The sequence below is a fragment of the Bacillus sp. LQ16 genome (assembly GCF_057784645.1).
This window is the reverse complement of record NZ_CM173491.1, coordinates 4,953,389-4,979,786: the sequence shown is the minus strand read 5'-3', so window position 1 is coordinate 4,979,786 and position 26,398 is coordinate 4,953,389. Positions and strand designations below refer to the sequence as shown.

The following is a 26,398-nucleotide window of genomic DNA, read 5'->3' as shown; positions in this document are numbered from 1 at the left end:
GAGAGAATTTATTATGTCAACAATTATTGATGTTTATGCTCGCGAAGTCCTTGACTCTCGTGGTAACCCAACTGTAGAAGTAGAAGTTTACACAGAAAGCGGCGCTTTCGGACGCGCTATCGTACCAAGTGGTGCATCTACTGGTGAGCACGAAGCAGTAGAATTACGTGACGGTGACAAATCTCGTTACCTTGGTAAAGGTGTTGTTAACGCAGTAAACAACGTTAATGAAATTATCGCTCCAGAAATCGCTGGTTTCGATGTAACTGACCAAGCTGGTATCGACCGTGCTATGATCGAATTAGATGGCACTCCAAACAAAGGTAAACTAGGCGCTAACGCTATCCTTGGTGTATCTATGGCAGTAGCTCACGCAGCAGCTGACTTCGTAGGTCTTCCATTATACCGTTACCTTGGTGGATTCAATGCAAAACAATTACCAACTCCAATGATGAACATCATCAACGGTGGTTCTCACGCTGATAACAACGTTGACTTCCAAGAGTTCATGATCTTACCAGTTGGTGCTCCAACATTCAAAGAATCAATCCGTATGGGTGCTGAAGTATTCCATGCACTTAAAGCTGTATTACATGACAAAGGTCTTAACACTGCAGTAGGTGACGAAGGTGGATTCGCTCCAAACCTTGGTTCTAACCGTGAAGCTCTAGAAGTAATCATCGAAGCTATCGAAAAAGCTGGTTACAAAGCTGGCGAGAACGTATTCTTAGGAATGGACGTTGCTTCTTCTGAGTTCTACAACAAAGAAACTGGTAAATATGACCTTGCAGGCGAAGGCCGTACTGGCTTAACTTCTGCAGAAATGGTTGATTTCTACGAAGAGCTTTGCAAAGACTTCCCAATCATCTCTATCGAAGATGGTTTAGACGAAAACGACTGGGATGGTCACAAATTATTAACTGAGCGTATCGGTGATAAAGTACAATTAGTTGGTGACGATTTATTCGTAACTAACACTCAAAAACTTGCTGAAGGTATCGAAAAAGGTATCTCTAACTCAATCTTAATTAAAGTTAACCAAATCGGTACTTTAACTGAGACTTTCGAAGCTATCGAAATGGCTAAACGTGCTGGTTACACAGCAGTTGTATCTCACCGTTCTGGTGAAACTGAAGATGCTACAATCGCTGACATCGCAGTTGCAACTAACGCTGGCCAAATCAAAACTGGTTCTATGAGCCGTACTGACCGTATTGCTAAGTACAACCAATTATTACGCATCGAAGACGAACTAGGCGAAATCGCTGTTTACGATGGTATCAAATCTTTCTATAACATCAAACGATAATTGTAGAAAATAAACGACAGACCGTGAGAAATCACGGTCTGTTTTTTTATGTTAAAATTGTTCACCTGTCATAAGTGACATGAAATGTTTGAAGAAGCGGTTATAATCAAAATCAATTGCTATTTGATGACTCGGCCAATCAATAAATGGTTTAGGTTCTCCTAAAGAGCGAAATTCTCCAATGCTTGCCCCCTGTGCATAAGATTCTGTCATGACAACGATAGGTGATTTGTGATAGGTAAACATAGAGTTATCAAGTAAAGCGAGTATTGGCATTGTGTCATGGAAGGGGCTGCCCTTTAAATGTGGTAGGGTGTCTTTATAATATCCGTAGTAATAATGATCGAATAACGGTTTGACAAGTGGGGCTTTTCCTTTTGCCTCAATGTATTCGGCCATTTCTGGTGTAATGATGGAATATTGGGTGACGTTTAATGGGTATATGTACATGTTAGCTGCGGATTGAAGGACTATATTAGCTGCAGTAGGGTCGCCATAAAAGTTTGCTTCGGAAATAGGGGTAACATTACCAGGATGTAAAAAGGCACCGCCCATTACGTAGTAAGATTTAACTTGCTCCATTAATTGTTTACATACGATAAATAAAATTGCTGGGGAGGTAAGTCTTCCTAAGCTCACAATAATTAATTCATCTTTATACTGTTCAATAAGAGGAATAACTTCAAAAAAATTCTCCATTTCTTCGTTAGTTACATTCACCTTTGGAATAATTGGCCCGAGCCCTTGTTTCCCGTGTACATCTGTAAAAAAAGCAGGAGGAGCACCAGTAATTGGACGTTCTGATCCACCAAAGATTTTGATATTTCTACCCTTTACTTCGCTTGTAAGAAAGTGAGCATTTTCTACGGCCATTTTTTTTGGAACATTGCCGTAATCAGCAACGATACCGACGATTTCTATTTCATTGATAAAGAATGCTAAGAGGAGAGCCATCGTATCATCAATCCCAGGATCACAAAAAATGAGAACTTTTTTGGGCATATGTTCACCACCTATCTTGTTTATCCCGTACAAACCCGCTTGGTGAGGAATGATCAATGGGGATGAGGAAACCCTCAATGATTAAAGTTTCACTTTATATATATGTAAGTTTAAGGATAAAAAGATTATTTTATTGAAATAACAGTCTTATAAATTCAGAAAATAAAAACTTTTTATATTAGGTCAAGGTTTTTGACATAATTTTCATTTGGAAATGCAGTCATATCAAGGTTGTAAGCGTATAACATCGGCTTTTTTTGCTGTCAAGTTGATAAATTGCAGCTTTTTACAATTTATACTATGATAAAGATATTAACAGAAGATCGTATAAACATGAGGGATGATGAACATGAAATTTACAAAGATTCTTGTCCAAATTGCTGCTCTTTACGTGTTTTATATGGTTGGAACTTGGGTGCAAGAAATGTTAAACATTCCAATTCCAGGAAGTTTGATAGGGATGTTCCTCTTACTTGTTTTACTTAGCCTAAAAGTTCTTCCAGTGAAATGGTTCGATTTAGGAGCAGAAACACTCGTTGCTATTATGCCGTTTTTATTAATTCCGCCAACGCTTGGCCTAATGAATTACGGTGCTTTTTTTATGAGTAAAGGAATTTCTCTTTTCATTACAGTTGTAGCGAGTACATTTTTAATTATTATTGTCGCAGGACATACAGGACAATATCTTGCGAATAGGAAGGAAAGAGAGTCGCGATGAGCCAAATATTAATCGGAATCGGTTGGGTTCTTTTTACGGTGCTATTATATCAATTATCTAAAAAAATCTATACATTATTTCCAACACCATTCACCATTCCAATGCTTGTAGCAACAGGATTAATGGCTTTCCTATTTATCGTGCTTGATATACCATATCAACATTATATGGAAAGTGGTGGTGGCTGGATTGCAAAGCTACTTGGACCCGGTGTTGTAGCATTTGCAATTCCTCTTTATAAACAACGTCATGTTCTGCAAAAATATGTTGTACCGATTGCTGGCGGGGTATTAGTAGGTACAACAGTCGCAATCGCTAGTGATTTTGCTATTGCTTCACTTATGGGAACAGATAAAAGCTTAATCTTATCGTCTTTACCAAAATCGGTGACAATGCCAGTTGCGATGAGCGTTTCTGAACAAGTTGGTGGTGTACCTTCCTTAACAGCAGCTTTCGTTGTTATCGCAGGTATTACAGGAACAATTACAGGACCTCTCTTATTGAAATGGAGCCGTGTTACAAACTCAGTTGGTAAAGGTATCGGATTTGGATGTGCTTCTCATATTATGGGTGTTATGAGAGCGATGAAAAATAACGAACATGAAGGTGTTATTGGATCGGTAACAATGACATTAACAGCAATTTTGACATGTTTACTTGGACCGTTATTTGCAATGATGTTTATGTAATAGAAGAAAAGCGAGGGCAACTCTATAGCTCTCGCTTTTCTATAGGATTTATGCTACAGTTACAATAACTGAATCTTTGTAGGAGGTACGCCAAGTGCATACGTTATTATCCGTTTTACTTATTACTGTATCGATTTTAATGATTGTTATGGTACTTATGCAGTCTAGTAATAGCTCAGGCCTTTCAGGTGCAATTTCAGGCGGTGCAGAGCAATTATTTGGTAAGCAAAAAGCACGTGGAATTGAAGCAGTATTAAACCGTATTACAATTGTTTTAGCTGTATTGTTCTTTGTATTAACAATTGCTGTTACGTACTTAAACTTATAGAATTGAAAGAAGAAGCGTTAGTAAGATGTACTAATGGTTCTTCTTTTTTGTTTTGCCATTTGAAAGATGTTTCTAATTAGATTATAGAAATACAAATATGGTACACTAGATATAGAAAGAATACGACTAGATTACAGAAGAGAAAGAGGAGAAGTACATGATGAAATTAGCATCTCCGAAACCATTTACATTTGAGGGTGGAGACCGCGCTGTTTTATTACTACATGGATTCACAGGGAACTCAGCTGATGTACGTATGTTAGGGCGTTTCTTAGAAAAGAAAGGCTATACTTGTCATGCGCCAATTTATAAAGGGCACGGTGTACCACCAGAAGAGCTTGTTCATACAGGCCCTACAGATTGGTGGCAAGATGTAACGGAGGCATATCAGCTTTTAAAAGATAAAGGTTTTGAGAAAATTGCTGTTGTTGGATTGTCACTTGGCGGCGTATTTTCTTTAAAATTAGGTTATACAGTACCGGTTTTAGGTGTAGTACCAATGTGTGCACCGATGTATATTAAGAGCGAAGAAACGATGTACCAAGGTATATTGGCATATGCCCGCGAATATAAAAAACGTGAGCAAAAATCACCAGAACAAATTGAACAAGAAATGTTGGAATTCCAAAAGACACCGATGAATACATTAAAAGCATTACAACAATTAATTGCTGACGTACGTAACAATGTGGATATGATTTATGCACCAACATTTGTTGTACAAGCACGTCATGACGAAATGATTAATACAGATAGTGCTAACATTATTTATAACGGTGTAGAATCTACGTTAAAAGACATTAAATGGTATGAAGACTCTACGCATGTCATTACACTTGATAAACAACGTGACGAGCTACATGAGGATGTATATAACTTCTTGGAGCAACTAGATTGGTAAGATCTAGTTGCCTCTTTTTTTCATAAGGAATTTTTTGTGAAAACTGTAAAAATCATAAGGGGAGTATTGAAGTTTCGCTTTATCCCGCATTAACGGGCAGTAAGCCTCCCACCTTAAAATTCAGCAAAAGCAAAGAAGTTAGGTAGGGATCAACTGCCCGTAAAGGCCCGATTGGTTCAACTAATAATCAGTGGGGGGATGAACAAACCCCCACTGATTAAAGTTTCACTTTATACATCCCCTATCTTTCGGATACACTAAATAATATAAGGTTTTAAAGGAGGTATTTTTGCTTGGAAGAAATCATACAAGAACATATTGATAAGTTGTTATTATTTATGAGAGAAGAAGCGTATAAACCGCTAACGATACAAGAGTTAGAAGAGGCATTTGGAATTGAAGGTTCTGAGGGCTTTAAAGACTTTGTAAAGGCACTTGTAATGATGGAAGAGAAGGGACTTGTTATTCGTACACGTAGCAACCGTTACGGTCTTCCTGAAAAGATGAATTTAGTAAGAGGTAAGTTAATTGGACATGCACGTGGCTTTGCATTCGTTGTACCAGACGAGAAGAAAACGGGAGACGATGATCTTTTCATCCCTCCTACAGAATTAAACGGTGCACTTCATGGCGATACAGTATTAGCACGACTTAGTTCTCAATCGAGCGGTTCACGTCAAGAAGGTTCAATTGTACGCATTTTAGAGCGTGGAACGAAAGAACTTGTTGGTACATATACAGAATCGAAAAACTTTGGCTTTGTTATACCTGACAATAAGCGCTGGACGAGTGATATCTTTATCTTGAAAAGTGCATCAATGGGTGCTGTAGAAGGTCATAAGGTAGTTGTGAAAATTACGAGCTACCCAGAAAACCGTTTAAGTGCAGAAGGTGAAGTTATTCAAATTCTAGGTCATAAAAATGATCCAGGAGTAGATATTTTATCTGTCATTCATAAACATCATTTACCTTTAGCATTCCCTGAAGAAGTGATGGAGCATGCAAACAGTGTACCAGAAACAATTTCAGAAGAAGATTTAAAAGATCGCCGTGATTTACGTGATCAAATGATCGTAACGATTGATGGTGCAGATGCGAAAGATTTAGATGACGCTGTTACAGTAACGAAGCTTGAGAACGGCAATTACAAGCTAGGCGTTCACATTGCGGATGTAAGTCATTACGTTCAAGAAGGTTCTCCAATTGATGTAGAAGCAGCGGAAAGAGCGACAAGTGTGTATCTTGTTGACCGTGTAATTCCAATGATTCCACATCGTCTATCTAACGGTATTTGCTCATTAAATCCGAAAGTAGACCGTCTGACATTATCTTGTGAAATGGAAATCAACAACTTAGGTGATGTTGTTAAACACGAGATTTTCCAAAGTGTGATTAAAACGACAGAGCGTATGACGTATGCTGACGTAAGAAGCATTTTAGAAGATGAGGACGAAGAGTTAATTAAGCGTTATGAGCCATTAGTACCGATGTTTAAAGAGATGGGGCAATTGGCACAAATTCTACGTGAAAAACGTATGCGCCGTGGTGCAATTGACTTTGACTTTAAAGAAGCGAAAGTATTAGTAGATGAAGAAGGAAAACCGACTGATGTTGTTATGCGCGATCGCTCTGTATCAGAGAAGTTAATTGAAGAATTTATGCTTGTTGCGAATGAAACAGTAGCAGAGCACTTCCACTGGATGAACGTACCGTTTATGTACCGTGTCCATGAAGATCCGAAAGAAGATAAGCTTGAGCGTTTCTTCGAGTTTGTAACGAACTTCGGATATGCGGTAAAAGGACGTGCGAATGAAGTGCACCCTCGTGCGCTGCAACAAATTCTTGAAATGGTTCAAGGACAGCCAGAAGAAGTAGTTATTTCAACAGTTATGCTTCGTTCTATGAAGCAAGCTCGTTACGATGCGGATAGTTTAGGACATTTCGGTTTATCAACTGAGTTCTACACACATTTCACATCACCAATTCGTCGTTACCCAGATACAATTGTTCATAGATTAATTCGTGAATACATTATTAATGGTAAAGTCGACAATGAAACGCAAGCAAAATGGCGTGAAAAATTACCTGAGATTGCAGAGCACTCTTCTAATATGGAACGCCGTGCTGTTGAAGCAGAGCGTGAAACAGATGAGATGAAAAAAGCAGAGTATATGGTTGATAAGATCGGTGAAGAGTATGACGGTATGATTAGCTCTGTAACAAACTTCGGTTTATTCGTAGAGCTTCCAAATACAATTGAAGGTCTTGTACACGTTAGTTATTTAACGGATGATTACTACCGTTATGACGAGCAACATTTCGCTATGATCGGAGAACGTACAGGAAACGTATTCCGCATCGGTGATGAAATTACAATTCGCGTTATTAACGTAAATAAAGACGAGCGTGCAATCGACTTTGAAATCGTTGGTATGAAAGGCACACCTCGCCGTAAGTTCAAAGATCGTCCAGTCGTTATCGAGCAGCCAAGAACGGGCAGAAAGAAACGCGGTGGACGTAGCGAGCGCAGTAATGAGCGCGGCGGTGAACGTGGCACAGGTAGAAAATTTGACCGTGGTGGCAAAGGAAAAGGAAGAGGATCCGCATCCGCATCTGCATCCACATCCGCATCCGCAAGTCAGCCAGGGAAAAAAGATGGTAACGGCAAGAAGAAAAAAGGATTTTTCGAAAACGTACCAGGATTCAAGAAGAAAAAGAAAAAGCGTAAGTAAGAAAAGAGTGGCTTCGCTTTGATGAAAAGCGGGGCTTTTTCTTTTTTTATTGGTGGCTTGAGAGCGAGCCACTTTCGCTTTTAATGGAATCCAGCTACAGTGGCTAGAATCTATGGGCCATTTCACTCCCTCGGACGAAGCAAAAAGCGCTTCTCTGTCGGGAGTTCCAATGTCCAAAGATTCTGAGCGAGCCACTTTCGCTTTTTATTAACATTTGTTACAATAGTAAAAATAGAGGAGGGACGTTATATGCCAAAAGGTACAGGTAAGGTTATTGCACAAAATAAAAAAGCGTTTCATGATTATTTCATCGAAGAAACATACGAAGCAGGGCTTGTCCTTCAAGGAACGGAAATTAAGTCGATTCGCGCTGGTCGCGTGAACTTGAAAGATGCGTTTGCACGTGTACATAATGGTGAAGTATGGGTTCATAATATGCACATTAATACATACGAACAAGGGAATCGTTTCAACCATGATCCACTTCGTACGAGAAAATTACTTCTTCATAAAAAAGAAATTGATAAGCTAGCGGGCGCTGCAAAAGAAACAGGTTACGCATTAGTTCCACTTAGAATCTATTTGAAAAATGGATTTGCAAAAATGGCACTTGGTTTAGCAAAAGGTAAGAAACAATACGATAAACGTCACGATTTAAAAGAGAAAGAAGCAAAACGTGAAATTGCACGCGTGTTCCGTGATCGCCAAAAGATGTAATACAGATATTTACATTTGTAAAACGGCGCGCGTATGATATAATAACTTATGTAAGGTTGTTGCACATTGAAAAACAGCTCTTAGTAGCTATCACGATATTTTCTTCGTATGCTCCATTTTTATCATGGGGACGTTACGGATTCGACAGGGATAGTTCGAGCTTAGGTTGCGAGTCGAGGGGATCGGCCTCGTTAAAACGTCAAAGCCTATAATTGGCAAACAAAACAATCTTTCTTTAGCTGCTTAATTGCACTAAAGGTTCCTCCCTCCATCGTCCATGTGGTAGGGTAAGGGACTCAAACTAAGTGGACTACGCCGGAGTTCGCCGTCTGAGGGCGAAGGAAGAGAACAATCAGACTAGCAACTTGGAAGCCTGTCGATAGGCCGAAGAGTTCGCGAAATGCTAATATATCGACTACACTCGTAGAAGCTTAAGTGCCGATATTTTTGGACGTGGGTTCGACTCCCACCGTCTCCACCAATACATATTTGGTGGTTTTTTTATTTTGTTGTAAGTTAAAGCATAAATTGTCCGGTTTGGACAGTTTATGCTTTATTTTGTGTATGGCCAATTAATCCTTTAATATTCTTTATTAAAAACTAAGTTTTTTAATTTAAACTATAGCTGTATGAAGGTATTTTTATTCTTTAGAGTAGTTATCTTTTGAAATAGAATTTTTATATTCTAAATAAGCAGTAAGTGTTTTGTTCCAATTACCAAACACTGCACGATATTTATCTCGATTAAATTTATCTTTTTTATATGTTATTAAATCTGTACAATAGGGTCGGCGTTTCACTTTATTTTCTATATAAATAAGGTGATCGAGCATTTCTTTCTTTAATTTTTCCTCATACATTTTAACAACACCGGAATTCTCTAACCATTTTTTCCATCCACCTCTTTTTTGATAAGTCCCTTGAGGATTGGGCCAGCCTTTAACAAACATGTCTTTAATTTCGGGGATTCTTTCATTTAGTTGTTTATATCTTATACGTATATTTTGTTTTAAGTAATCATCTGAATATTTTTTTGGTGTTTTTCTTTTCTGTTCATTAGCTAATGTAATTATTTTTCCTTGAGTTAATTCTTTGTGTTGGTTGTTGGAATAGGGCAGTAAAACGGATAATTTGTCTTCAAATTGTAAATCATTTTTAAAAATTATAATTAACTCTATATTATTATGTTGTCTAAATAAGTACTCTTTGTGTTTTAATTTTTCAATATAGTTTTCTTTTATTTTAGAGTTTAAAATTGTTACATTTCTATATTCTTCCTCAGATATCATTCCAGCAACTTCAAGATAATATTTTGTACCTGATATTACATAATCGATAATATATAATCTATCTGTTGCTAAAAATGCTTGATAGGGGACCTCATGTTCATGCAATATGCCATGGTTAAATAGCCAATCATCAATTTTTCCATCAATAAGAGATGGGCGAATATCACCATGATTGGACATATATGCTGAACCAAATGTTCGAGTATTGAAAGGTATTTCTGCTTTATGTAATGCTTTTTCTAAACCACCGAAAAATTTTTTGAATATGGCCCATGAAGGATCTTCTAACTCCTCATAATAGGGAGCGCGATTGTACTTAGTATAAAAATCTTTAAGATATTGAAGTATATCCTCTTTGTTATATTTGTTTATTTCATAATTAGGTTTAAAACCCCAATCCTTTAAAATTTCATTATAGGGTTTTTTAAAAGCTCTAATGTAGACATTGACATTGGGAATAGAAGAATCTTTTTCTAATGATAATTGTGTTGGTACTATTCCATTCTGTTTTTTAATTTTAAGTAGAAGCATTTCTTTTAATTGGCTTTCTGTATAGTTATTTCGATTAATTTCAAGAGATACTTGCTTAAGCATATTGTTATAAGTAATATGATGAATCCAGGCAAATTTGATATCATTTGTATTTAAAAAGTCAGTGTATTCATTTTGCTTAGGTGTTCTCCCAAGTATCTTAGCTAATTCCAATAATTTTTTTTCACAAAGTAAGAGGTTATCATTAATTTCTTTTCTAGTTATTCTCCATGTTTTTTGAGGTTTTAACTTAGCTTCTTTTAAAATTTCATTTTGTTTGTATTCTTTATAAGGATTACCTACGATATTATGTTTTTTTAAATATTTTCTAAATTCATTAGAAGATGGTGTTTTATTTAATTCAATGCTGCAATTCAACATGTAAATAGCGAGTTTTTTTAATGTTAGTGTCATACTCAAAGTTATTCCCCTCTATATTTGTTTTTTTTATAATATCATATGAAAAATACAGGGAAATCTTTTGAATTGTATCCTTTAATGAATACTGATTTATCTACGATTCCTATTATCAATTTCTGCTGGATATTTCTATTTTATGAAAATCAATAAGTATTGTTTTTATCATGTAAGATTTCTAAAGATATAGGAATTTTAGCTTTTGAGTTTAAAATACATAAGTTTGTGTAAATATTGTGGCTATGGATATATGGTTTTATAAGCTAATGAGGATTTTTCTAGGTTTTTCAACTAAACGCCTTTTAATTGGAATTGAAAGATATTTTCAAAAAATTTTGTATATAATGGGGATTTCATTTTTTATAGCTTTCTTAATAAAATAAGGATTGTTTTGTTGATTGTGGAGGGATATTTTAGCTATTTTTTGAGTGATTTAAATTTATTCTTTACTTTAATATACATCAAGTGGTAGGAAGAGCAAGTTTTAATTTGTTAGCGACGAATTTTCCTTATATAATTAAAGATAAATCTAATAGAAGCGAGGTGGTTTGAGCTTGCAAACGTCAAATGGTATTTTAAAAAAGAGGACAGTTCGAGTATTTAAACAATTATTGTGTGAATACGAAAAAAATATAAAAAATATTCAGGATTACTTTGAAGATGAAGATATTAAACGAAAAATAAGTGTGGATAGACAAAGTTCTGAACAAATAATAGATGATTATTTTGATTCTCTCGAGTTTGATAAACAGGCAGATATCTCTAAACTTTTACTTGTAATCGAGACGTTCATTACCATAAACAGGAAAAATTCTATAGAGGCGGATCTACGATACCAAGAATTACTCGAGTTTTTGGAACATGATGGTTTTCGTTTTGATGGAAAGCAGTTTAGCAGAAATGGTGATGGGGAATCTAGTCAAGAAGAGCAGGAAGAAGATAGTGAAGAAGATGAAGAAAATTCTTTAAACCATCTTCCAGAGGCAGAGAGGGAAGTATTTATTGAACCATCTTATTTTTCAATTTTTGAGTTGCACCGTAAATACAAGCGTGGTGATTTAGTACTTACTCCATTTTATCAAAGAGAAAATGTTTGGAAAAATCCTAAGAAGTCAAAATTAGTAGAATCCGTGTTGAGGAAAATTCCAATTCCTTCTCTTTATTTTGCAGAAACAGAAGACAATAAATTGGAAGTGGTAGATGGTCAACAGCGATTAAGCGCTTTTTTTGATTACTTAGATACAGAATTTAAATTAACTAAACTTCCTGTTCTTACACAGTTAAAAGGCATGAGTTTTGATAAATTACCTCAAATTTATCAAAGAAAGCTTGAGGACTATCAACTGCATATTTTTATTATTAACAAAGACTCACATCCAGATATTCGATTTGATATTTTTGAACGTATTAATGAAGGGGCAACTCAATTAAATGCTCAAGAACTACGAAATAGCATGTACCGTAATGGAGAGATTGAATTCCTGAAAAAATTAGCTAAAAATAAATATTTTGTAAGTCTTATCAAAGGAAAGCTCCAAGTTGTAAGGTTAAAAGATCAGGAAGCGGTTCTACGATTTTTAGCATTTTATATTAATGGTTATGATAAGTACAATGGTAACCTTACTTCATTTTTAAATTTCACGTTAGACAATTTTCCAAAAAACAAAGAGCAATTAGAGGAGATTAGTAATATATTTTCAGGAACAATGCAAACAATATTAGAAGTGTTTGGTGATAAGGCTTTTACAAAGGGAAATTCCCGAATGATAAACATGTCATTATTTGATATTATTACGTATTCATTTGCTCAATTTCCACATCATCAGATACTAGAACATAAGGAACAAATTGCGCAATGTTTCAATGAATTAATTACAACAGATCAAGACTTTATTCAAAATAAATTAGTAAAACAAAGTGTAACTAGTCGTTTTGAAAAATGGTTAATGATTTTAACTAATTGTATGAATGGAGGACTTTAGTTGTTTGAACGGTTTACTTTAAAAGATTTTAAATGTCACGAAGGAATAAATCATTTTGACCTACCTGGGATAACGGTTGTATCTGGCTCTAATAATTCCGGAAAATCATCACTTCTACAAGGAATGTATTTACTTTCGCAAACCAAATATAATTTTTGTCCGATTTTATCCGTAGATGAAATGCTTGGATTAGGTAGCTTTTCTGATGTTATTCATATGAAGGCTTCAAATAATGACACTATTGAATTATCTGTGGAGTTTGATCAAGCGTTTTTAATGCATCATCAAGACTTTTCTTTTTTACGGATTAATCTTGTTTTTAAGAATCCATATTCATTTGAATTTTTATCTACATATAATTTAGAAGATACTCCTATTCTTTCGGAGGTACAGATTGAATTGGAGTTAGAAAATGAAATGCAAGAATATGAGTTCAAGTTGATAGATCAAGCATCTGATTATATTTATGGTATCTCAGGGGATTTGGATCAAGGTTTTTGTAACTTTTCAGGTGTTGTTCCTGATCCGCTTATTTATAAAGAGTTATCAAGAGAAACAAAAATCTTACCTTCTGCATTATTTGATAAAATTCGCTTTTATTTATCATTGTTAGACACCAATAATATTCATTATATTAGAGCCTTCCGCGTTAATGATTTTAATGCTAGAAGTTACTCTGGTTATCATGATGTGGGTGTTTCTGGAGAATACACTGCGGAAATTTTATATAAGAAGTGGTCCCAAAAAATAGATTTTTTAGATTCAAATGGTAAGGAATTAATCTTTGGAACTGTATTTAATGAGTGGATAAAATACATGCTTGGTGAAAATTATCAGATACGCATTAATTTATTGGACAAAGGAAAATATAAAATTATTGTTAGAGACCAAGTAGCTGATTTCGAGTTGGAACTAAATCAAGTTGGTTTTGGGATATCTCAACTTTTACCTGTTTTAACTGTCATTTTGTCCAGTAAACAACATGATCTATTATTAATTGAAAATCCTGAAGTCCATTTACATCCTCGTTTACAGGCTTTGTTTGTGGATTTATGTATTTTTGCTTTAAAATCGAATCGAAAAGTGGTAGTTGAAACTCATAGTGAGCATATTATTAATCGTATTCGTTTAAAAATAAAAGAGGCACCAGAACTACTCGATAAGATTAATATTCTCTTTTTTGAGAATGATAATGGAATTATTAATTATACGGATATTGAAATGACTAAAGAAGGTAAAATTTCATATTGGCCAAAAGGATTCTTTGATCAAAGCTACTACGATCTAATCGGGTTGATAAAAGATGAATGAGATTTATTTAAATCATAGTGTTTTTGTAAATCAATCAAGGGAAGAAGTTCATACTTCTCTAATTGAATTAGTAAAAATTGTTCACTTTTTGAAAGAATCAGGTAGTCAATTATGGGTTGCGCCTAATTTTTGGTCAGTTCCTTTAGAAAATGATACATTATCTTTAAATCAATTTGTATATAGTCTGTCTGATCGTGATGAAACTAGAATAATTGTTAGTACTACAATGGATAATGGACCTCATTATGTAGAGGTTGAAGCACTCGATACTTCAATCTCTACTTCACCTTCTTTAGACATACAAGATTCGCATGTGAATTATTTATTACAGAGTTGTTTTCATCAAAGACAAGAAAACATTATTTCATTAAATGGTGAAAAAATTCTGTTAGGAACAAAATATACAGTGACCGATTCAACGGTTGAAATGAATATTCAAAACTTTCTTGGATTAGAACCTCTTACGGGTCATTTTGAAGAAAATAAACATTTTTCTAGTATATTAGAAGTATTTGAAATGATAGAATCGGATTTTCCAAATATCATAATACTAGACAGTGCAAAAAAGAGTGCTCGAAAGCATAATTTTCAAAACCAATTTCAAGCTGCTTATGAATCAATTATTGCATTAGATCGTATTGAATTGTCTCAATTACTGGACGGGTATCATTCAGAGGAAAGAAAACAAATCTTTTATCAAGAAGTTGGATATGAAATATCCGAAGAGTCCACAAAAACGATGCAAATGTCCTCATGTGTACGTGAAAGAGAATTTAGAATCCCTGATAAAGGAGCAAAGGTTTTTGAATGGCACATAAAAATAGGACGGTTTACACGAATTCATTATTATATAGATATAAGTGAAAGAAAAGTTTATATAGGTCATTGTGGGAAGCACTTGAGAACTTCAAAAGGTTAAATTTGGAGTAGAAATATTCTCAGTTTGACTAAGTTAATTTTATATCCTCAAAACAAAGAAAATTATATTTTTTTGTTTTGGGGATATTTTATTTTGGGACATTATACGGTTAAAGATTTTGAAAATTGTCCATATTATTAATATATATAATCTAAGGAGGTAGTTCGTTGTTTGATGAACTAATAAGAAGTCGATTATATGGCCTGTGTCCCAAAAGAATAGGGACTCCTTTTGTAGAATCATTATCGAGTTATCTCATTAGACTAGCGGAAGCACATGCTGTGTGTCTAGGGGATTTATTAGCTTACGAGATAGCTCCTGTGTTAGGAAAACAGTATTTGTTAAACAGTATAGATAGAGGTGGAAATCGTTTTTATGACGGTGCTAGAACGATTAATGGTACCGAAAAGAATGCTAAAGATATGTTAGCTACTCTAGAGAAACTTACAGGAGTAGGAAATCTAGAGAAGTTGACTCTTTTGAAATTTAAAGGGATTTTCTCAGTTCGAAAATTATTAAGGAAGAGCTTAGCCTGGTGCCCTAAATGCTTAGGTGAACTAAGGAGAAAAGACTCTTTGTATTATCCACTAATTTGGAGTTTTACAGCTTACAATGTATGTACGAATCATGAAATTTATTTAGATGAAAAATGTCCTACCTGTAACAAGTTAATTCCATTCTTACATCGAAAGAGTAGATCTGGAATATGCCCCTATTGTCAAACACAATTGTTTCAGTCATTTAATAATCCTCATTGTATAGATCTCAAAAGTTATTATATTTCTCAAAATGTAGAAAGTTTTTTTGAAGAAGGAAATCTAGAGAGAGAGTTTAGCATTAACATGTTACATGAAAATCTTTTGTCCATTCTTCACGGCAATTTTGACGGAAACATTCAAAAGTTAGCTAATTATATAGGTGTACCTAAAACAACAGCATGGGGATGGCTAAATAAAGAAGTTACTCCACCGCTAAATAAGATCTTAGACATTGCTTACACTTTAAAGATTCCAGCTCAAGTATTGTATACAGAGCATAAAAAGATACAGATAACACCCAATGTATTAGTTAGTGATATGAATCAAGCAACAGAAAAAAGAAAAAAATTTATATTAAGTAATGAAGAAGTTAGCACTTATCTGAGTGAAACAGAAAAGGAACAATTTGACGTGAAGGCAATAATTGATATTGCTAAAGACTTAAAATGTAGTACGAAATTTCTTTATACTAACTTTTCTGAAGAGTGTAAGGAAATTTCAAATCGTAATTATCAAATAAAAACTGAAGCAAAATCTCTGTATCTGTCTACTTTAAAAGAGCAGATACAAGAAGTCTGTTATAACTATTTTTCACAAGGTGTTTTTCCTACTAGAAAATTATTAGAGGAAGAATTAAACTTACCATTCCTTTTTAAAAATCGTCCAATGAAAGAATATTTCTATCAAGTGCGTTTAGAAATAGAAAAACAATTCATTATTTCGAAGGGGAGAATACATGTTACAAGAGGCTGAATTTATTAAGTGGTGTAAGGAAAATGAATTGTCTGTCCCAGCCCAAGATTTAATTAATAAGATCAGAACATCCCAGCCTAGTAGAAAGGTACAAAGCGGACGAGGGAACGTATCAGGTGTTTATCCCAGCAGAAAAATGGGGGTGACTATTCAATTTGAAAGCCATAAGGTTGAGCTAAATGCAATATATAAAATGGAGTATGATTCTTCAGTTTTAGAATACTATGATCAACCTAATACAGTTTTTTTGGAATACATGTCTAAGAATAATCGTAAGGTTTCGGTTAATTCTACTCCAGATTTTTTCGTTATAAGGGAAAATGAGGCCGGATGGGAAGAGTGGAAAACAGAAGAAGAGCTTTTAAAATTAAGTCAACAATCCCCTAATAGATATGTTAAAGATTTAGAAGGGAATTGGAGATGCCCACCAGGAGAAAAATTTGCAAATAGATTTGGTTTGAAGTTTTATTTAAGGAGTTCTAAAGAAATTAATTGGAATTTTTCTAGAAATATTCAAATACTTGAGGACTACATAAATGTATCAGAATGCCTAGAAATAGATGAACAGAAAATAAAATTAATTCAAGATATTCTATCCTCAAAATATGGTATTACAATTGAGGATATTTTGAAATCTTATAGTACCTTAACTGTAGATGACATTTATAATATGATTGCTCAAAATCATATTTATGTTGATTTATACAAATATATTTTAATTGAACATCAAGAGGTTCCTTTGTTTTTAAATAAAGATTTATCAAAGATATATGAAATGACTTTTGCTGAAAATACTATTAGTGAAGAAGCATATAAGTTAACATCTACTCGTCTTAAACAAGGTACTAGGTTAATATGGGACGGGAAAATATACTGCGTTATAAATTTCGGAAGTAATAATATATCGTTGGTAGATGAAGAAGATGTTTTAGTTAACGTTTCTCAAAAAAATTTTAAGACTCTTAATGAGAGAGGTGCCATTCAATTTCTAGACCAGGGTAATAGCGTAGACGAACACCAGGAATATAAGCAAATTTTATTAGAAGGTGCTTCCCCAAAAGATATTGAAGAAGCTTATGAGCGATATGAGTTGTTGAAGATTTACAATCAAGGGGCTGAAACCACTGAATACAGTAATAGAACAGTAAGAAGATGGAGAAAATCGTTTGAAGAAGCTGAAAGGTTATATGGTAATGGTTTTTTAGGTTTGTTATCACAAAAGAAGCATAGAGGAAATAGGGTTTCAAAAATTGAGAAGGTTGTTCAGGAATTAATAAAAGAGGTTATAGAAACACACTACCATAACATTAAGCAGCTGAATGTAAAAGCTATATATAGTTTATTTGAAGAGAAATGTAAGAGGAAAGGTCTTAGTATTCCTAGTTATGTAACATTCACGAAATACGTTAATAGTTACTCAAGCTATGAAACAGTAAAAAGTAGGAAAGGTAAAAGAGCCGCGTATCCAATAGAGCATTGGTATTTAGAGATACATACTCCTAAACATGGTGATAGACCTTTTGGAATTACACATATTGATCATACAGAATTAGATATTGAGCTTGTATTGATGGATGGAAAAGAAAGGATCACTCGTAGACCATATCTTACGTTATTAATGGACGCATATTGCAGGAGGATTTTAGCGCATTATATAACTTTTGATCCACCGAGTCATCGTTCAATTATGATGGTTTTACGAGAATGTGTAAGAAGAAATTTTCGATTACCCCATCACATTGTAGTTGATGGTGGAAAAGAATTTCATAGCTTATATTTTGATGTATTATGTGCTCAAAATAGGATGATAAAAAAGAAAAGACCACCAGCTAAAGCTAGGTTTGGAAGTGTTATAGAACGTTTATTTGGAACAACTAACTCTTCTTTTATACACAATTTGCAAGGAAATACTCAGCTGACAAAAGAGGTAAGAGTTGTTACGAAGAGTACAAATCCGAAAAACTCTGCAATCTGGACATTAGAAAAGTTAAATACTTTGTTTTATGAGTGGATTGAGCACTATGAAAATACGTTACATGCTGGATTAGGGACAACACCTAAAAAACAATTTGAGCTAGGAATTGCATTAGGAGGGAAGAGAGAAATGAATTTTATTTCATATGATCAAGCCTTAATTTTATCAACTTTGCCATCTACGCCTAGAGGAAAAGGAGTTGTTTTTAATAATGTTTGGTATTGGAATGAAGAGTTTAAAAATCCAAAAACGGAAAAAACAAAGGTTAATTTAAAGTATGATCCTTTTAATGTCGGAATCTTATATGCGTATGTAAATAAGAGGTGGATTAAGTGCATATCAGAATATCATTATCTTCTTGATGGAAAAACGCATAAACAACTGCAATGTATTACGGAAGAAATTAGATATAAATTAAATATTAAAGGAAGAGTAAATTTGAAACACATAGCAAGTTTTATAACAACAATTGAAAATCATGAGAAAGTAATGAATCAAGCTTTAATAGAGAAAGAAAACCGGAAATCTCGTATTACTTTTGAAGAAATTGGATTGGAAGAGAATATAGCTTCTCAAAAATCCAATTTTGATTCAAGAAAAATTGATGTGAATAATATTCCAAACTTTAAAGTCATTGAAGACTAATAATATTGCTGAAGAGGGGTGGGGAATTTGGTTGAAAATATGTTACCTACAGGGAAACAAACTTTAGAAGAGAAAGTAAATAAGTTTAAAAGAGTAAAGATAATCCATTCTAAAATGAATCAAGTAATGTTGGAACTTAAATCATTGATAGAGAACCCTTCTGGTAATGAAATTATTATGGTTTTGGGGCCATCAGGTGTTGGGAAATCAACGCTTATAGAGGAAATAAAAAAAGAAATTATAAATAACCTATTTGATGAATTAGAGAAGGAGAGGTCTATTCTTCCTTTTGTATCTATAGAACTTATATCTCCTGATAGTGGTATTTTTAATTGGAAGGATTTTTATGTAAGGGTACTGCGGGCTATGGAAGAGCCATTAATTGAAAAGAAAATTATATATGAAAATAATAGCGAATCAAACAAGAGGGATAAAGTAAGAGTGGGACAGGGACATTATTTAACTTCTCCGGCGCTAAGAAGGTCATTAGAAAAAGCTTTTTATTATCGGAAACCAAAAGTGTTTATTGTTGATGAGGCTCAGCATTTTACTAAAGTGCCATCAGCAAGAAAATATTTGGACCAGCTAGACTCACTTAAATCATTATCTAATCTAACAAAAGTTCCACAATTACTAGTTGGTACATACGAACTTAAGAACTTTGTAAATTTAAATGGGCAACTAGCGAGAAGAACCTTTGACATACATTTCCCTAGGTATGACATATCTAATGAACAAGATTTCATCAATTATTTGGGTGTTATTAAAGGTCTTTTTGAATATCTTCCTATAGAAACATCATCTTCATTATTGGAAAATTGGGATTATTTATACGAAAGAACAGTAGGATGTGTAGGGATATTAAAGGATTGGTTAACAAGAGCGTTGAGGTTAGCTTTAGAAAATAATGAGAAGTCATTAAAAATTCAACATCTCAGAAATACGGCTCTTTCTATAAATAAGGTATCTAAACTTGTTGATGAACTTTCACAGGGAGAGGCGTGTTTCATAGAGAATTCAGATAAGATATTGGATGTAAGGATAAAGTTAGGTCTTGATAATGAAAATGTAAATCAAAAGGGTAATTCGAAGAAAAAGAATGTTGGTATTAGAAATCCTAAAAGAGATAAAGTAGGCGGAATGAAGGATGAATAATATTAAAATATTTGAAGAAAAACAAGCTACTTATTCATTTTCGAAAAGGAGTGAGTTTTATGCTTTGGAACCTATAGGAATTGGAACAGATAGGGTAGAAGGGCTAGTAAGTTATTTAAGAAGGTTAGCGAATGCTCATAATGTAACATTACATGCTTTAGTTTCTTATATAATTAAATTACATCCTAATCAATTGATACATCCAACTCCTATGTATTATCCGATACTGAGGAATGGTATGAGTAAAACGATGGGGCTCGTTGTAGAATCGCTGGAGGAACTAGGATTAATTTCTAATCCAAAAAACATGACAATGTTACCATGGGAAAATGTAATGAGTTATTCAAAGTTATTTACAAGTGAAAAAAAATGGTGTCCAATTTGTTTAGAAGAATGGAAAAATAATGGAATAAAGTGTTATGAGCCATTAGTATGGGGGATAAATTTATTAAATATTTGTTCTCAGCATAATGTAAAGTTACATCAGTTTTGTTCAAATGTAGAATGTAGGGCCTCTCAGTCATCACGTCATGAAAAACTACCAATAGAATATTGTCAAATTTGTAATCAATGGCTTGGTATCAATAAAAATTTAGAATTAAAATTTGTTAACAAGGATATAGAAGAATGGAATGTATGGGTTGCTGATAACTTAGGAGAAATGGTAATTAAAATTTCTAATCTAAAAATACCTAAAAATAATCAAGTATATGGCATTATAGATAAATGGATACAGGATTTTTTTCAAGGAGATAGAAGGCGTTTTTGTTATGAAATAAACATTGATAATAATAGGCTTCAGCAAATTGAACGCGGAAAATATAGATTATCATTAAACTCTCTTCTATTATTAAGTTATCGGACAAAATTAAAATTAAATGATTTATTTTATTATGGTATAGAATCTTGAAAAGGCTAATTTTTGTTTATTTTGGTCATTATATGGTTAAATAATTGGTTTTTGAACATTATATGGTTAATAAGAATTAAGATATGTTATGAAATTTATTAAATACAAGCTGATAATTGGCCAATTTATGATTTAATTATTGGCCATTATATAGTTTAAGTTACATTTGTATTTATAACCAGAAGCATAAGATGGCCAAAACGGCCATCTTATGCTTCTTTTAGTTTATGGTCAACTTGTACTTTCTCTTATATCAAACTTAAATCGGCTGAAGAAGAATTCATTTTGATCAATCTTTCTTCAAAATAGCTTCTTCTTATTTAGCATACAATAGGCGATTTGCGAGGCATTTTTAATCAAAATTTATTTTAGCGCTGCAGCTATATCTAGATCTCACATCACCATGTCATTGTAAGTATACGAAAGCCCCTTTCTAAATTCATCCATAGAAAAATTTAGAAAGGGGCTTTATGGAATATTAATGCAGGGCTCTTCTTTGATAGTATGATTAATAGATAGGTAAAAATATTTTTAATATATAAAAGTGGATATGTGAATTATTGAGGAGTTTAAATGGCATACCAATCACAAGTACATCAATTTTATACCTCATTATTAATCTCTTACGTTATTTATTAAAGAAATATTTCTCATGGTGTTCAGTATGCTATGAAGAACAACTTAATACTGGGGATGCCATTTATAATCTTCGGTTTTATAGCTTTGAAATGGTTAATGTATATTCAAAGCTATAAATATTACTACCTAAATTCAATATAGAAAAATTAAAAAGGTAGAGAAACATTATTCTCTACCTCTTCTAAATACTACATATATGTAAATGTGTTAGAATTTTTGCTAAAGATTAAACATTATACAAATGACAAAAAATGCTTTAATCACAAAATATAAACTTGCTATTGAAAAGAGAAATAAAAATGAGCCTCTTTTTTTATTTTTAGCCTCGCTAATTAGTTGAAAAGAGAAAAAAATTGCTAACACGATATTCAATAGATTATCTATTATTTGTAAAGTCTCTACCATTATTTATCCATCCTTTAGTTTTTATTATTTTGCTCATTTTTAAATATAGAACAAGTATTTTCAGTACAATGTCCAATGGGTACGATCTTTCTTTTCTTAGCAATATGTTTATATATCCAATCCCCTATACCAATAATTATTGAAAGGTATAAAATGGGAACAAAAATCCATAATAAAGGGATTCTTAGACAAATTTGAAAAACGGCATCTATTCCTTTGTAGAATTTTTGTTTATTTTCATTTTTACAATACATTTCAAGTTCTAACTTATTGAGAGGGATATTAATGTCTTTGATGTTTTCTTGCTGTCTAAATGATTTGAAATCAATCATTTGTAAAGTATCAATGTTACCCCATTTTTGAGTTATTGACGTACACATCGGACAAAATCCATCATAATATACTGTGATGTGATTGTTTTTTATAATTTTAAGTTGTTGAAAATAAGTTTTTTTTTTTCTTTTCTTTTACTTTTGAATTTTAAATAGAATTGATGCATTTTAGTATATTCTTTATCTTTTATTAATAATAAGTCCAAAGAAATCATTGCTATACCGAATTGTACAAGTCCCATTACCAATGCAATTGAAATATGGAATCCAATTGACCCTATCAATAATGGCCATTTTAAATATTTATTCCATATTAAAAATGGAAATGCAATTTGAGATATAATGGCACTATATGCACCCAAAACTATTAAATAAGGATTGTTATAAATAAAATGTGCTAAGTTTGGAAGAGTATATTCCTCAACTTGTAAGATATAGTAAAGGGCAGTCCCATTAGTCCACATATGTCCTTGGGCTTTAAAGAAACCCGAAAAGAAATATAATATACATAATTGAGCAATACATGCATAAATAGCAAAATTGTGAAGTATATTAAAATACTTATTTTTTCTTATTTTATTATACTTAGATTTTACAGAGAAATATTCACCTACATTCGCGAATATTAGAAAGATTAAACAAATTGATAAAACATTATTACCTCCATCTAATGTAAATGGATTTCTATCATATAATGACCAAACAAATATGAAATTCAGTAATCCTGTGATTCGGGTTTGAAAACCTATTAAGTATAAAATAGCTATAAATAAACCTAAAAAATAAATTAAATTAAAATATGCCATAGTATCTGAAAATCTATATAAGCTCCACACTTCTTTAGTTCCGGAATTTAACATATTTAGTGGGAGTAAACCTTCAGGTCCCCAAAGATAATTCCGTTGAAATAAATGAACCAAGTAAGAATATACTATGTGAAATCCAAATCCTATTCTTAGTATACTAGCTCCAATCAGGTAATGTTCTACTTCCAAATAATTTTTAATTTTAATCCATGAATTTTTAATCATACCTTAATTCTCCTCTAAATGGACAGATTGTTACGTTCTTGGTAGATCGAATGGTTGAGTTGGTAAGTTATATTCATAATTTTTTTCTGTTTCTTTACCTTTTCCGTATTCTGGGAATACATTCACTACAATCTTTTTTTCAACACGTGTAAATTGATAGTTGGGATGGATTTCATTTAAAGTATTAGATGAGAAGCGATTTAATATTATTAACTCTGGTGATTCATCTGGTTTTACTTTTTCAAAGAAATCTTTTTCACTATCTATTTGATTTAAAATTTCTGTTACTATAGATGACCTTGTACTATTAACTAACCTCAATGGGGTAAGTCTATTGTTATGTACCACTGTATTAAACGGTGTTGTAGCATCTATCCAATCTGTTTGTTTTAATTCTCCATTTTCATTTTTATATTCACCACGAATGTAAAACATGTTATTGGCACTAACAGGATTAGGGGCGAATAATTTCCAATTTTGAGTGAAGAAAGGATTCATGTAGTTTTGAATCCAGGCATTATATTGATTACTAACAGGATTAACAGGAAAGTTATAAAGGAGTGTAATCGTAAAATGAGCTATAAAAATAAACATTACTAATATAATTAATAAAGATGAACTATATTTTTTTATCATAATTATCACCATTTCTATGCAAATTCAAGAAGGTTAATCCTTGCAAACAAAGTAAGGATTAACCTTCTTTTATTGTACCTGTATTAAATGCAAGTGTTAATTATCTTCCGAAGGAAACTACCTCTGTATCTTGCTTATTTAACGAGCTATAGCAAGCATACTTACCTTTTCCGGCAGCTGAATAAATTGATTGAGCATTAGCTTTTTTGGCTTGTTTACCTAGCCAGTTCCCGGCTGCATCAACCGCTTTACTAACAACATAACCGACAGCCGCTCGTCCCACGCTTGCTGTACTGTATAGTGCTTCTTCGTTATTTGTGATATTTGTAGTCATTTCTTTACCTTTAGAATAATCAACAGTCGAAGCTGATGCCATAACTGAGTTTCCTAATAAAGCAATCCCAACTACGCTAGCAATTACAACTTTTTTCAATATAAAAACCCCAATCTTTTTATTTTTTGTAACTTCTTGGATATATTAACATATTATTTATTATATGTTAATAGTTTACTGGAAAAAATTTTCTTTTTATTAGGAGTTATTAATATATTTCGATAGCGCTTTCAATTTATTTGATGATAAAAGGGAAGCACTATTCTTTTTTTGTGTGAAGAATGTTTTTATTATTTTATGTGTATATAAGTCTATATATATATATATATATATATATATATATATATATATATAAAATAATTTTAACATTTTTTGTTATGTTTGTATATCGAATTACAAAAATGGATGTTAACTTGTAAATCTCGTTAGAATGTTATTCAAATGTATACTTAGCGATAATTTGTATGAAGCTTGTCACAGAAAAGATTAAATACAAAGTTTGATATGTTTTATTTATATAATTTGGATTTGTTAATGGTGAGAAATTTAATAGGAGAGAATAATTAAGGTGCAAGCTTATTAGATATGCTAGATTGGTTATATATAGGTAATAATGTTTTTTCTGTTTTGTGAAATAGTTGTGCTGAAATTTACTTATAATGCTGCATTTAAGTGATGAAAGTAATAAATGATTCAATAATATTTATCCCGCTATTTGCCGGGCAGTAAAACTTCCACCTCAAAATTCGGCTGAAGCAAAGAAGTTAGGTGAGAGTAAGGATGTCCGTAAACGCACAATTGATGAGTGTTAATTTAAATTTCAATTTATTCGAATTTTAATACGTTTTGTGTTTTTATCCATACCTATTGTAAGATTATATAGAGTTCTCCTAATAAACTGTTTTAATGGATTATTTAGGGGTTTTAAATTTATAAATCTTAAATTGTTTTTTGGGGATAATTTTTTATCTAACTAAGTTATATTGAAGTAGAGGTGAACCATCGGTGAAGCAAGTGTTGGTGATTAAAAATGAACGGTCTTCAGCAAAGAAAATCGTAAGCGGTCTAACGCAAGAAGGCTATTTCATTTTAAAACTTCACAATGAAAACGAAGGTTTAAATATAATATATGAACAAGACTGGGATATTATCATATTAGATTGGGATTCATTAAGTATATCGGGACCAGAAATTTGCAGACAAATACGGCTTGTTAAAAAGACACCGATCATTATTGTGACCGACAATATTTCTAGTAAGGATTGCGTAGCAGGATTACAAGCAGGAGCAGATGATTATATAAGAAAACCATTTGCGAAAGAAGAATTGGTAGCAAGGGTTCAAGCTATTTTAAGGAGAAGTAATTGTAACCAGCAAAATGAGATAAACTTTTTTCAGTTTAAAGATCTCTTTGTTGATGCATCTAGCAATATTGTGAAAAAAGGTGGCGAGAACCTCTCCCTTACTAAGCGCGAGTATGATTTGCTTGTATTTTTAATCAAAAACAAAAACACAATATTGAGCCGTGAAATGCTTTTGAATCAAGTTTGGGGATATAACGTAGTAGTAAATCCAAATGTAGTAGACTTATATATTGGGTATGTAAGAAAAAAGTTAAAGTGCGAGAAGAAAGACAGATATATTCAAACGATACATGGCAGAGGCTATTCAATGATTGACTGATAAAAATAAGATAATAAAAAAATGAGTAAAACTATTTCATTCGGTTTTACTCATTTTTTTATTAAATATGATAATCAAATAGTTTCTTAGAAGTATTAAAAGACGTAAAAAAATGGATTATGAAAGTATTAGCTATTAATGAGCGTGTTTTGTAGAGGAAATCATGGTTAATCAACACGCCTGACATCACATATTACTTTTTATGTCTGATTTTATGAATTCACACCATTCACAAGATTTTCACAGAATTAATGACTATACTAATTAACAGGATGTTCAAATGAAAATGATTATCAA

General features: G+C 32.7%; 21 protein-coding genes and 1 other RNA gene. 16 read left to right on the top strand and 6 right to left on the bottom strand.

The annotated features are described in order from the left end of the window. The first annotated feature begins 13 nt into the window (after nucleotides 1-13). Nucleotides 14-1,309 carry a phosphopyruvate hydratase gene (gene eno, locus AC3EMB_RS25325; protein ID WP_000103951.1) on the top strand — a complete coding sequence of 432 codons (1,296 nt, stop codon included), beginning with the start codon at nucleotides 14-16 and terminating at the stop codon, nucleotides 1,307-1,309. A gap of 51 nt (nucleotides 1,310-1,360) precedes the next feature. Here the strand turns inward: eno and AC3EMB_RS25320 are convergent, their stop codons facing one another. Beyond that, a complete protein-coding gene (locus AC3EMB_RS25320) occupies nucleotides 1,361-2,311 on the bottom strand; it encodes a nucleoside hydrolase (RefSeq protein ID WP_488517341.1) in 951 nt (316 codons plus the stop codon). A 349-nt stretch (nucleotides 2,312-2,660) separates the two neighbouring features. Between AC3EMB_RS25320 and AC3EMB_RS25315 the strand changes: the two genes are divergently transcribed. The 7 genes from AC3EMB_RS25315 (at nucleotide 2,661) to ssrA (ending at nucleotide 8,877) form a co-directional block, all read left to right on the top strand. Then, nucleotides 2,661-3,029, top strand: coding sequence for a CidA/LrgA family holin-like protein (locus AC3EMB_RS25315; RefSeq protein ID WP_000673222.1), 369 nt, complete (start codon nucleotides 2,661-2,663; stop codon nucleotides 3,027-3,029). After that, nucleotides 3,026-3,718 carry an LrgB family protein gene (locus AC3EMB_RS25310; protein WP_053563381.1) on the top strand — a complete coding sequence of 231 codons (693 nt, stop codon included), beginning with the start codon at nucleotides 3,026-3,028 and terminating at the stop codon, nucleotides 3,716-3,718. Before AC3EMB_RS25315 ends, AC3EMB_RS25310 begins: the two co-directional genes overlap by 4 nt. A 94-nt stretch (nucleotides 3,719-3,812) precedes the next feature. Then, on the top strand, nucleotides 3,813-4,046 hold the full coding sequence (gene secG, locus AC3EMB_RS25305) for a preprotein translocase subunit SecG (RefSeq protein WP_000557266.1): 234 nt from the start codon (nucleotides 3,813-3,815) through the stop codon (nucleotides 4,044-4,046). Between the two features lie 160 nt (nucleotides 4,047-4,206). Beyond that, nucleotides 4,207-4,947, top strand: coding sequence for a carboxylesterase (gene estA / locus AC3EMB_RS25300; RefSeq protein WP_000761986.1), 741 nt, complete (start codon nucleotides 4,207-4,209; stop codon nucleotides 4,945-4,947). Between the two features lie 293 nt (nucleotides 4,948-5,240). Then, the gene (gene rnr, locus AC3EMB_RS25295; RefSeq protein WP_366988020.1) at nucleotides 5,241-7,679 is read left to right on the top strand and encodes a ribonuclease R; all 2,439 of its coding nucleotides are present in this window, start codon (nucleotides 5,241-5,243) and stop codon (nucleotides 7,677-7,679) included. A 249-nt stretch (nucleotides 7,680-7,928) separates the two neighbouring features. Then, the gene (gene smpB, locus AC3EMB_RS25290) at nucleotides 7,929-8,396 is read left to right on the top strand and encodes an SsrA-binding protein (protein ID WP_001123920.1); all 468 of its coding nucleotides are present in this window, start codon (nucleotides 7,929-7,931) and stop codon (nucleotides 8,394-8,396) included. Between the two features lie 126 nt (nucleotides 8,397-8,522). Beyond that, nucleotides 8,523-8,877, top strand: a transfer-messenger RNA (tmRNA) gene (ssrA, locus tag AC3EMB_RS25285). A gap of 160 nt (nucleotides 8,878-9,037) precedes the next feature. Here the strand turns inward: ssrA and AC3EMB_RS25280 are convergent. Beyond that, nucleotides 9,038-10,630 carry a hypothetical protein gene (locus AC3EMB_RS25280; RefSeq protein WP_488517340.1) on the bottom strand — a complete coding sequence of 531 codons (1,593 nt, stop codon included), beginning with the start codon at nucleotides 10,628-10,630 and terminating at the stop codon, nucleotides 9,038-9,040. A gap of 557 nt (nucleotides 10,631-11,187) precedes the next feature. Here AC3EMB_RS25280 and AC3EMB_RS25275 point away from each other — a divergent pair. The 7 genes from AC3EMB_RS25275 to AC3EMB_RS25245 all read left to right on the top strand — a co-directional run bounded on the left by AC3EMB_RS25275 (nucleotide 11,188) and on the right by AC3EMB_RS25245 (nucleotide 21,041). After that, entirely contained in the window at nucleotides 11,188-12,615 is a 1,428-nt protein-coding gene (locus AC3EMB_RS25275; protein WP_488517339.1) for a DUF262 domain-containing protein, read from the top strand. Then, nucleotides 12,616-13,926 carry an AAA family ATPase gene (locus AC3EMB_RS25270; RefSeq protein WP_488517338.1) on the top strand — a complete coding sequence of 437 codons (1,311 nt, stop codon included), beginning with the start codon at nucleotides 12,616-12,618 and terminating at the stop codon, nucleotides 13,924-13,926. It begins immediately after the preceding gene. Further along, nucleotides 13,919-14,845 (top strand): hypothetical protein, encoded by a 927-nt coding sequence (locus AC3EMB_RS25265; protein ID WP_488517337.1) that lies wholly within the window; start codon nucleotides 13,919-13,921, stop codon nucleotides 14,843-14,845. The genes AC3EMB_RS25270 and AC3EMB_RS25265 overlap by 8 nt, the downstream gene beginning before the upstream one ends. Nucleotides 14,846-15,012: 167 nt before the next feature. Beyond that, nucleotides 15,013-16,356 (top strand): TniQ family protein, encoded by a 1,344-nt coding sequence (locus AC3EMB_RS25260; RefSeq protein ID WP_488517336.1) that lies wholly within the window; start codon nucleotides 15,013-15,015, stop codon nucleotides 16,354-16,356. Continuing rightward, on the top strand, nucleotides 16,340-18,976 hold the full coding sequence (locus AC3EMB_RS25255; protein WP_488517335.1) for a hypothetical protein: 2,637 nt from the start codon (nucleotides 16,340-16,342) through the stop codon (nucleotides 18,974-18,976). Before AC3EMB_RS25260 ends, AC3EMB_RS25255 begins: the two co-directional genes overlap by 17 nt. A 27-nt stretch (nucleotides 18,977-19,003) precedes the next feature. Further along, on the top strand, nucleotides 19,004-20,131 hold the full coding sequence (locus AC3EMB_RS25250; protein WP_488517334.1) for an AAA family ATPase: 1,128 nt from the start codon (nucleotides 19,004-19,006) through the stop codon (nucleotides 20,129-20,131). Then, nucleotides 20,124-21,041, top strand: a complete 918-nt coding sequence (locus tag AC3EMB_RS25245; protein WP_316280478.1) for a TniQ family protein — start codon at nucleotides 20,124-20,126, stop codon at nucleotides 21,039-21,041. The genes AC3EMB_RS25250 and AC3EMB_RS25245 overlap by 8 nt, the downstream gene beginning before the upstream one ends. A gap of 1,058 nt (nucleotides 21,042-22,099) precedes the next feature. Here AC3EMB_RS25245 and AC3EMB_RS25240 read toward each other — a convergent pair. The 4 genes from AC3EMB_RS25240 to AC3EMB_RS25225 all read right to left on the bottom strand — a co-directional run bounded on the left by AC3EMB_RS25240 (nucleotide 22,100) and on the right by AC3EMB_RS25225 (nucleotide 24,517). Next, nucleotides 22,100-22,495 carry a thiol-disulfide oxidoreductase DCC family protein gene (locus AC3EMB_RS25240; protein WP_327977575.1) on the bottom strand — a complete coding sequence of 132 codons (396 nt, stop codon included), beginning with the start codon at nucleotides 22,493-22,495 and terminating at the stop codon, nucleotides 22,100-22,102. A gap of 11 nt (nucleotides 22,496-22,506) precedes the next feature. Further along, nucleotides 22,507-23,448 carry an HTTM domain-containing protein gene (locus tag AC3EMB_RS25235; protein WP_327977449.1) on the bottom strand — a complete coding sequence of 314 codons (942 nt, stop codon included), beginning with the start codon at nucleotides 23,446-23,448 and terminating at the stop codon, nucleotides 22,507-22,509. A 30-nt stretch (nucleotides 23,449-23,478) separates the two neighbouring features. After that, nucleotides 23,479-24,084, bottom strand: coding sequence for a DUF5819 family protein (locus tag AC3EMB_RS25230; protein ID WP_488517333.1), 606 nt, complete (start codon nucleotides 24,082-24,084; stop codon nucleotides 23,479-23,481). 100 nt (nucleotides 24,085-24,184) lie between these two features. Then, entirely contained in the window at nucleotides 24,185-24,517 is a 333-nt protein-coding gene (locus AC3EMB_RS25225; protein WP_327897751.1) for a hypothetical protein, read from the bottom strand. 906 nt (nucleotides 24,518-25,423) lie between these two features. Between AC3EMB_RS25225 and AC3EMB_RS25220 the strand changes: the two genes are divergently transcribed. Next, nucleotides 25,424-26,101, top strand: coding sequence for a response regulator transcription factor (locus AC3EMB_RS25220; protein WP_088025093.1), 678 nt, complete (start codon nucleotides 25,424-25,426; stop codon nucleotides 26,099-26,101). The last annotated feature ends 297 nt before the right edge of the window (nucleotides 26,102-26,398 follow it).

What these genes read in the sequence shown, in the direction of transcription:
- AC3EMB_RS25315 (WP_000673222.1), top strand. Translation starts at nt 2,661, where the DNA reads ATGAAATTTACAAAGATTCTTGTCCAAATTGCTGCTCTTTACGTGTTT.
- AC3EMB_RS25310 (WP_053563381.1), top strand. Translation starts at nt 3,026, where the DNA reads ATGAGCCAAATATTAATCGGAATCGGTTGGGTTCTTTTTACGGTGCTA.
- AC3EMB_RS25280 (WP_488517340.1), bottom strand. Translation starts at nt 10,630, where the DNA reads ATGACACTAACATTAAAAAAACTCGCTATTTACATGTTGAATTGCAGC.
- AC3EMB_RS25235 (WP_327977449.1), bottom strand. Translation starts at nt 23,448, where the DNA reads ATGATTAAAAATTCATGGATTAAAATTAAAAATTATTTGGAAGTAGAA.
- estA (WP_000761986.1), top strand. Translation starts at nt 4,207, where the DNA reads ATGAAATTAGCATCTCCGAAACCATTTACATTTGAGGGTGGAGACCGC.
- AC3EMB_RS25245 (WP_316280478.1), top strand. Translation starts at nt 20,124, where the DNA reads ATGAATAATATTAAAATATTTGAAGAAAAACAAGCTACTTATTCATTT.
- AC3EMB_RS25320 (WP_488517341.1), bottom strand. Translation starts at nt 2,311, where the DNA reads ATGCCCAAAAAAGTTCTCATTTTTTGTGATCCTGGGATTGATGATACG.
- AC3EMB_RS25265 (WP_488517337.1), top strand. Translation starts at nt 13,919, where the DNA reads ATGAATGAGATTTATTTAAATCATAGTGTTTTTGTAAATCAATCAAGG.
- AC3EMB_RS25230 (WP_488517333.1), bottom strand. Translation starts at nt 24,084, where the DNA reads ATGATAAAAAAATATAGTTCATCTTTATTAATTATATTAGTAATGTTT.
- smpB (WP_001123920.1), top strand. Translation starts at nt 7,929, where the DNA reads ATGCCAAAAGGTACAGGTAAGGTTATTGCACAAAATAAAAAAGCGTTT.
- eno (WP_000103951.1), top strand. Translation starts at nt 14, where the DNA reads ATGTCAACAATTATTGATGTTTATGCTCGCGAAGTCCTTGACTCTCGT.
- AC3EMB_RS25255 (WP_488517335.1), top strand. Translation starts at nt 16,340, where the DNA reads ATGTTACAAGAGGCTGAATTTATTAAGTGGTGTAAGGAAAATGAATTG.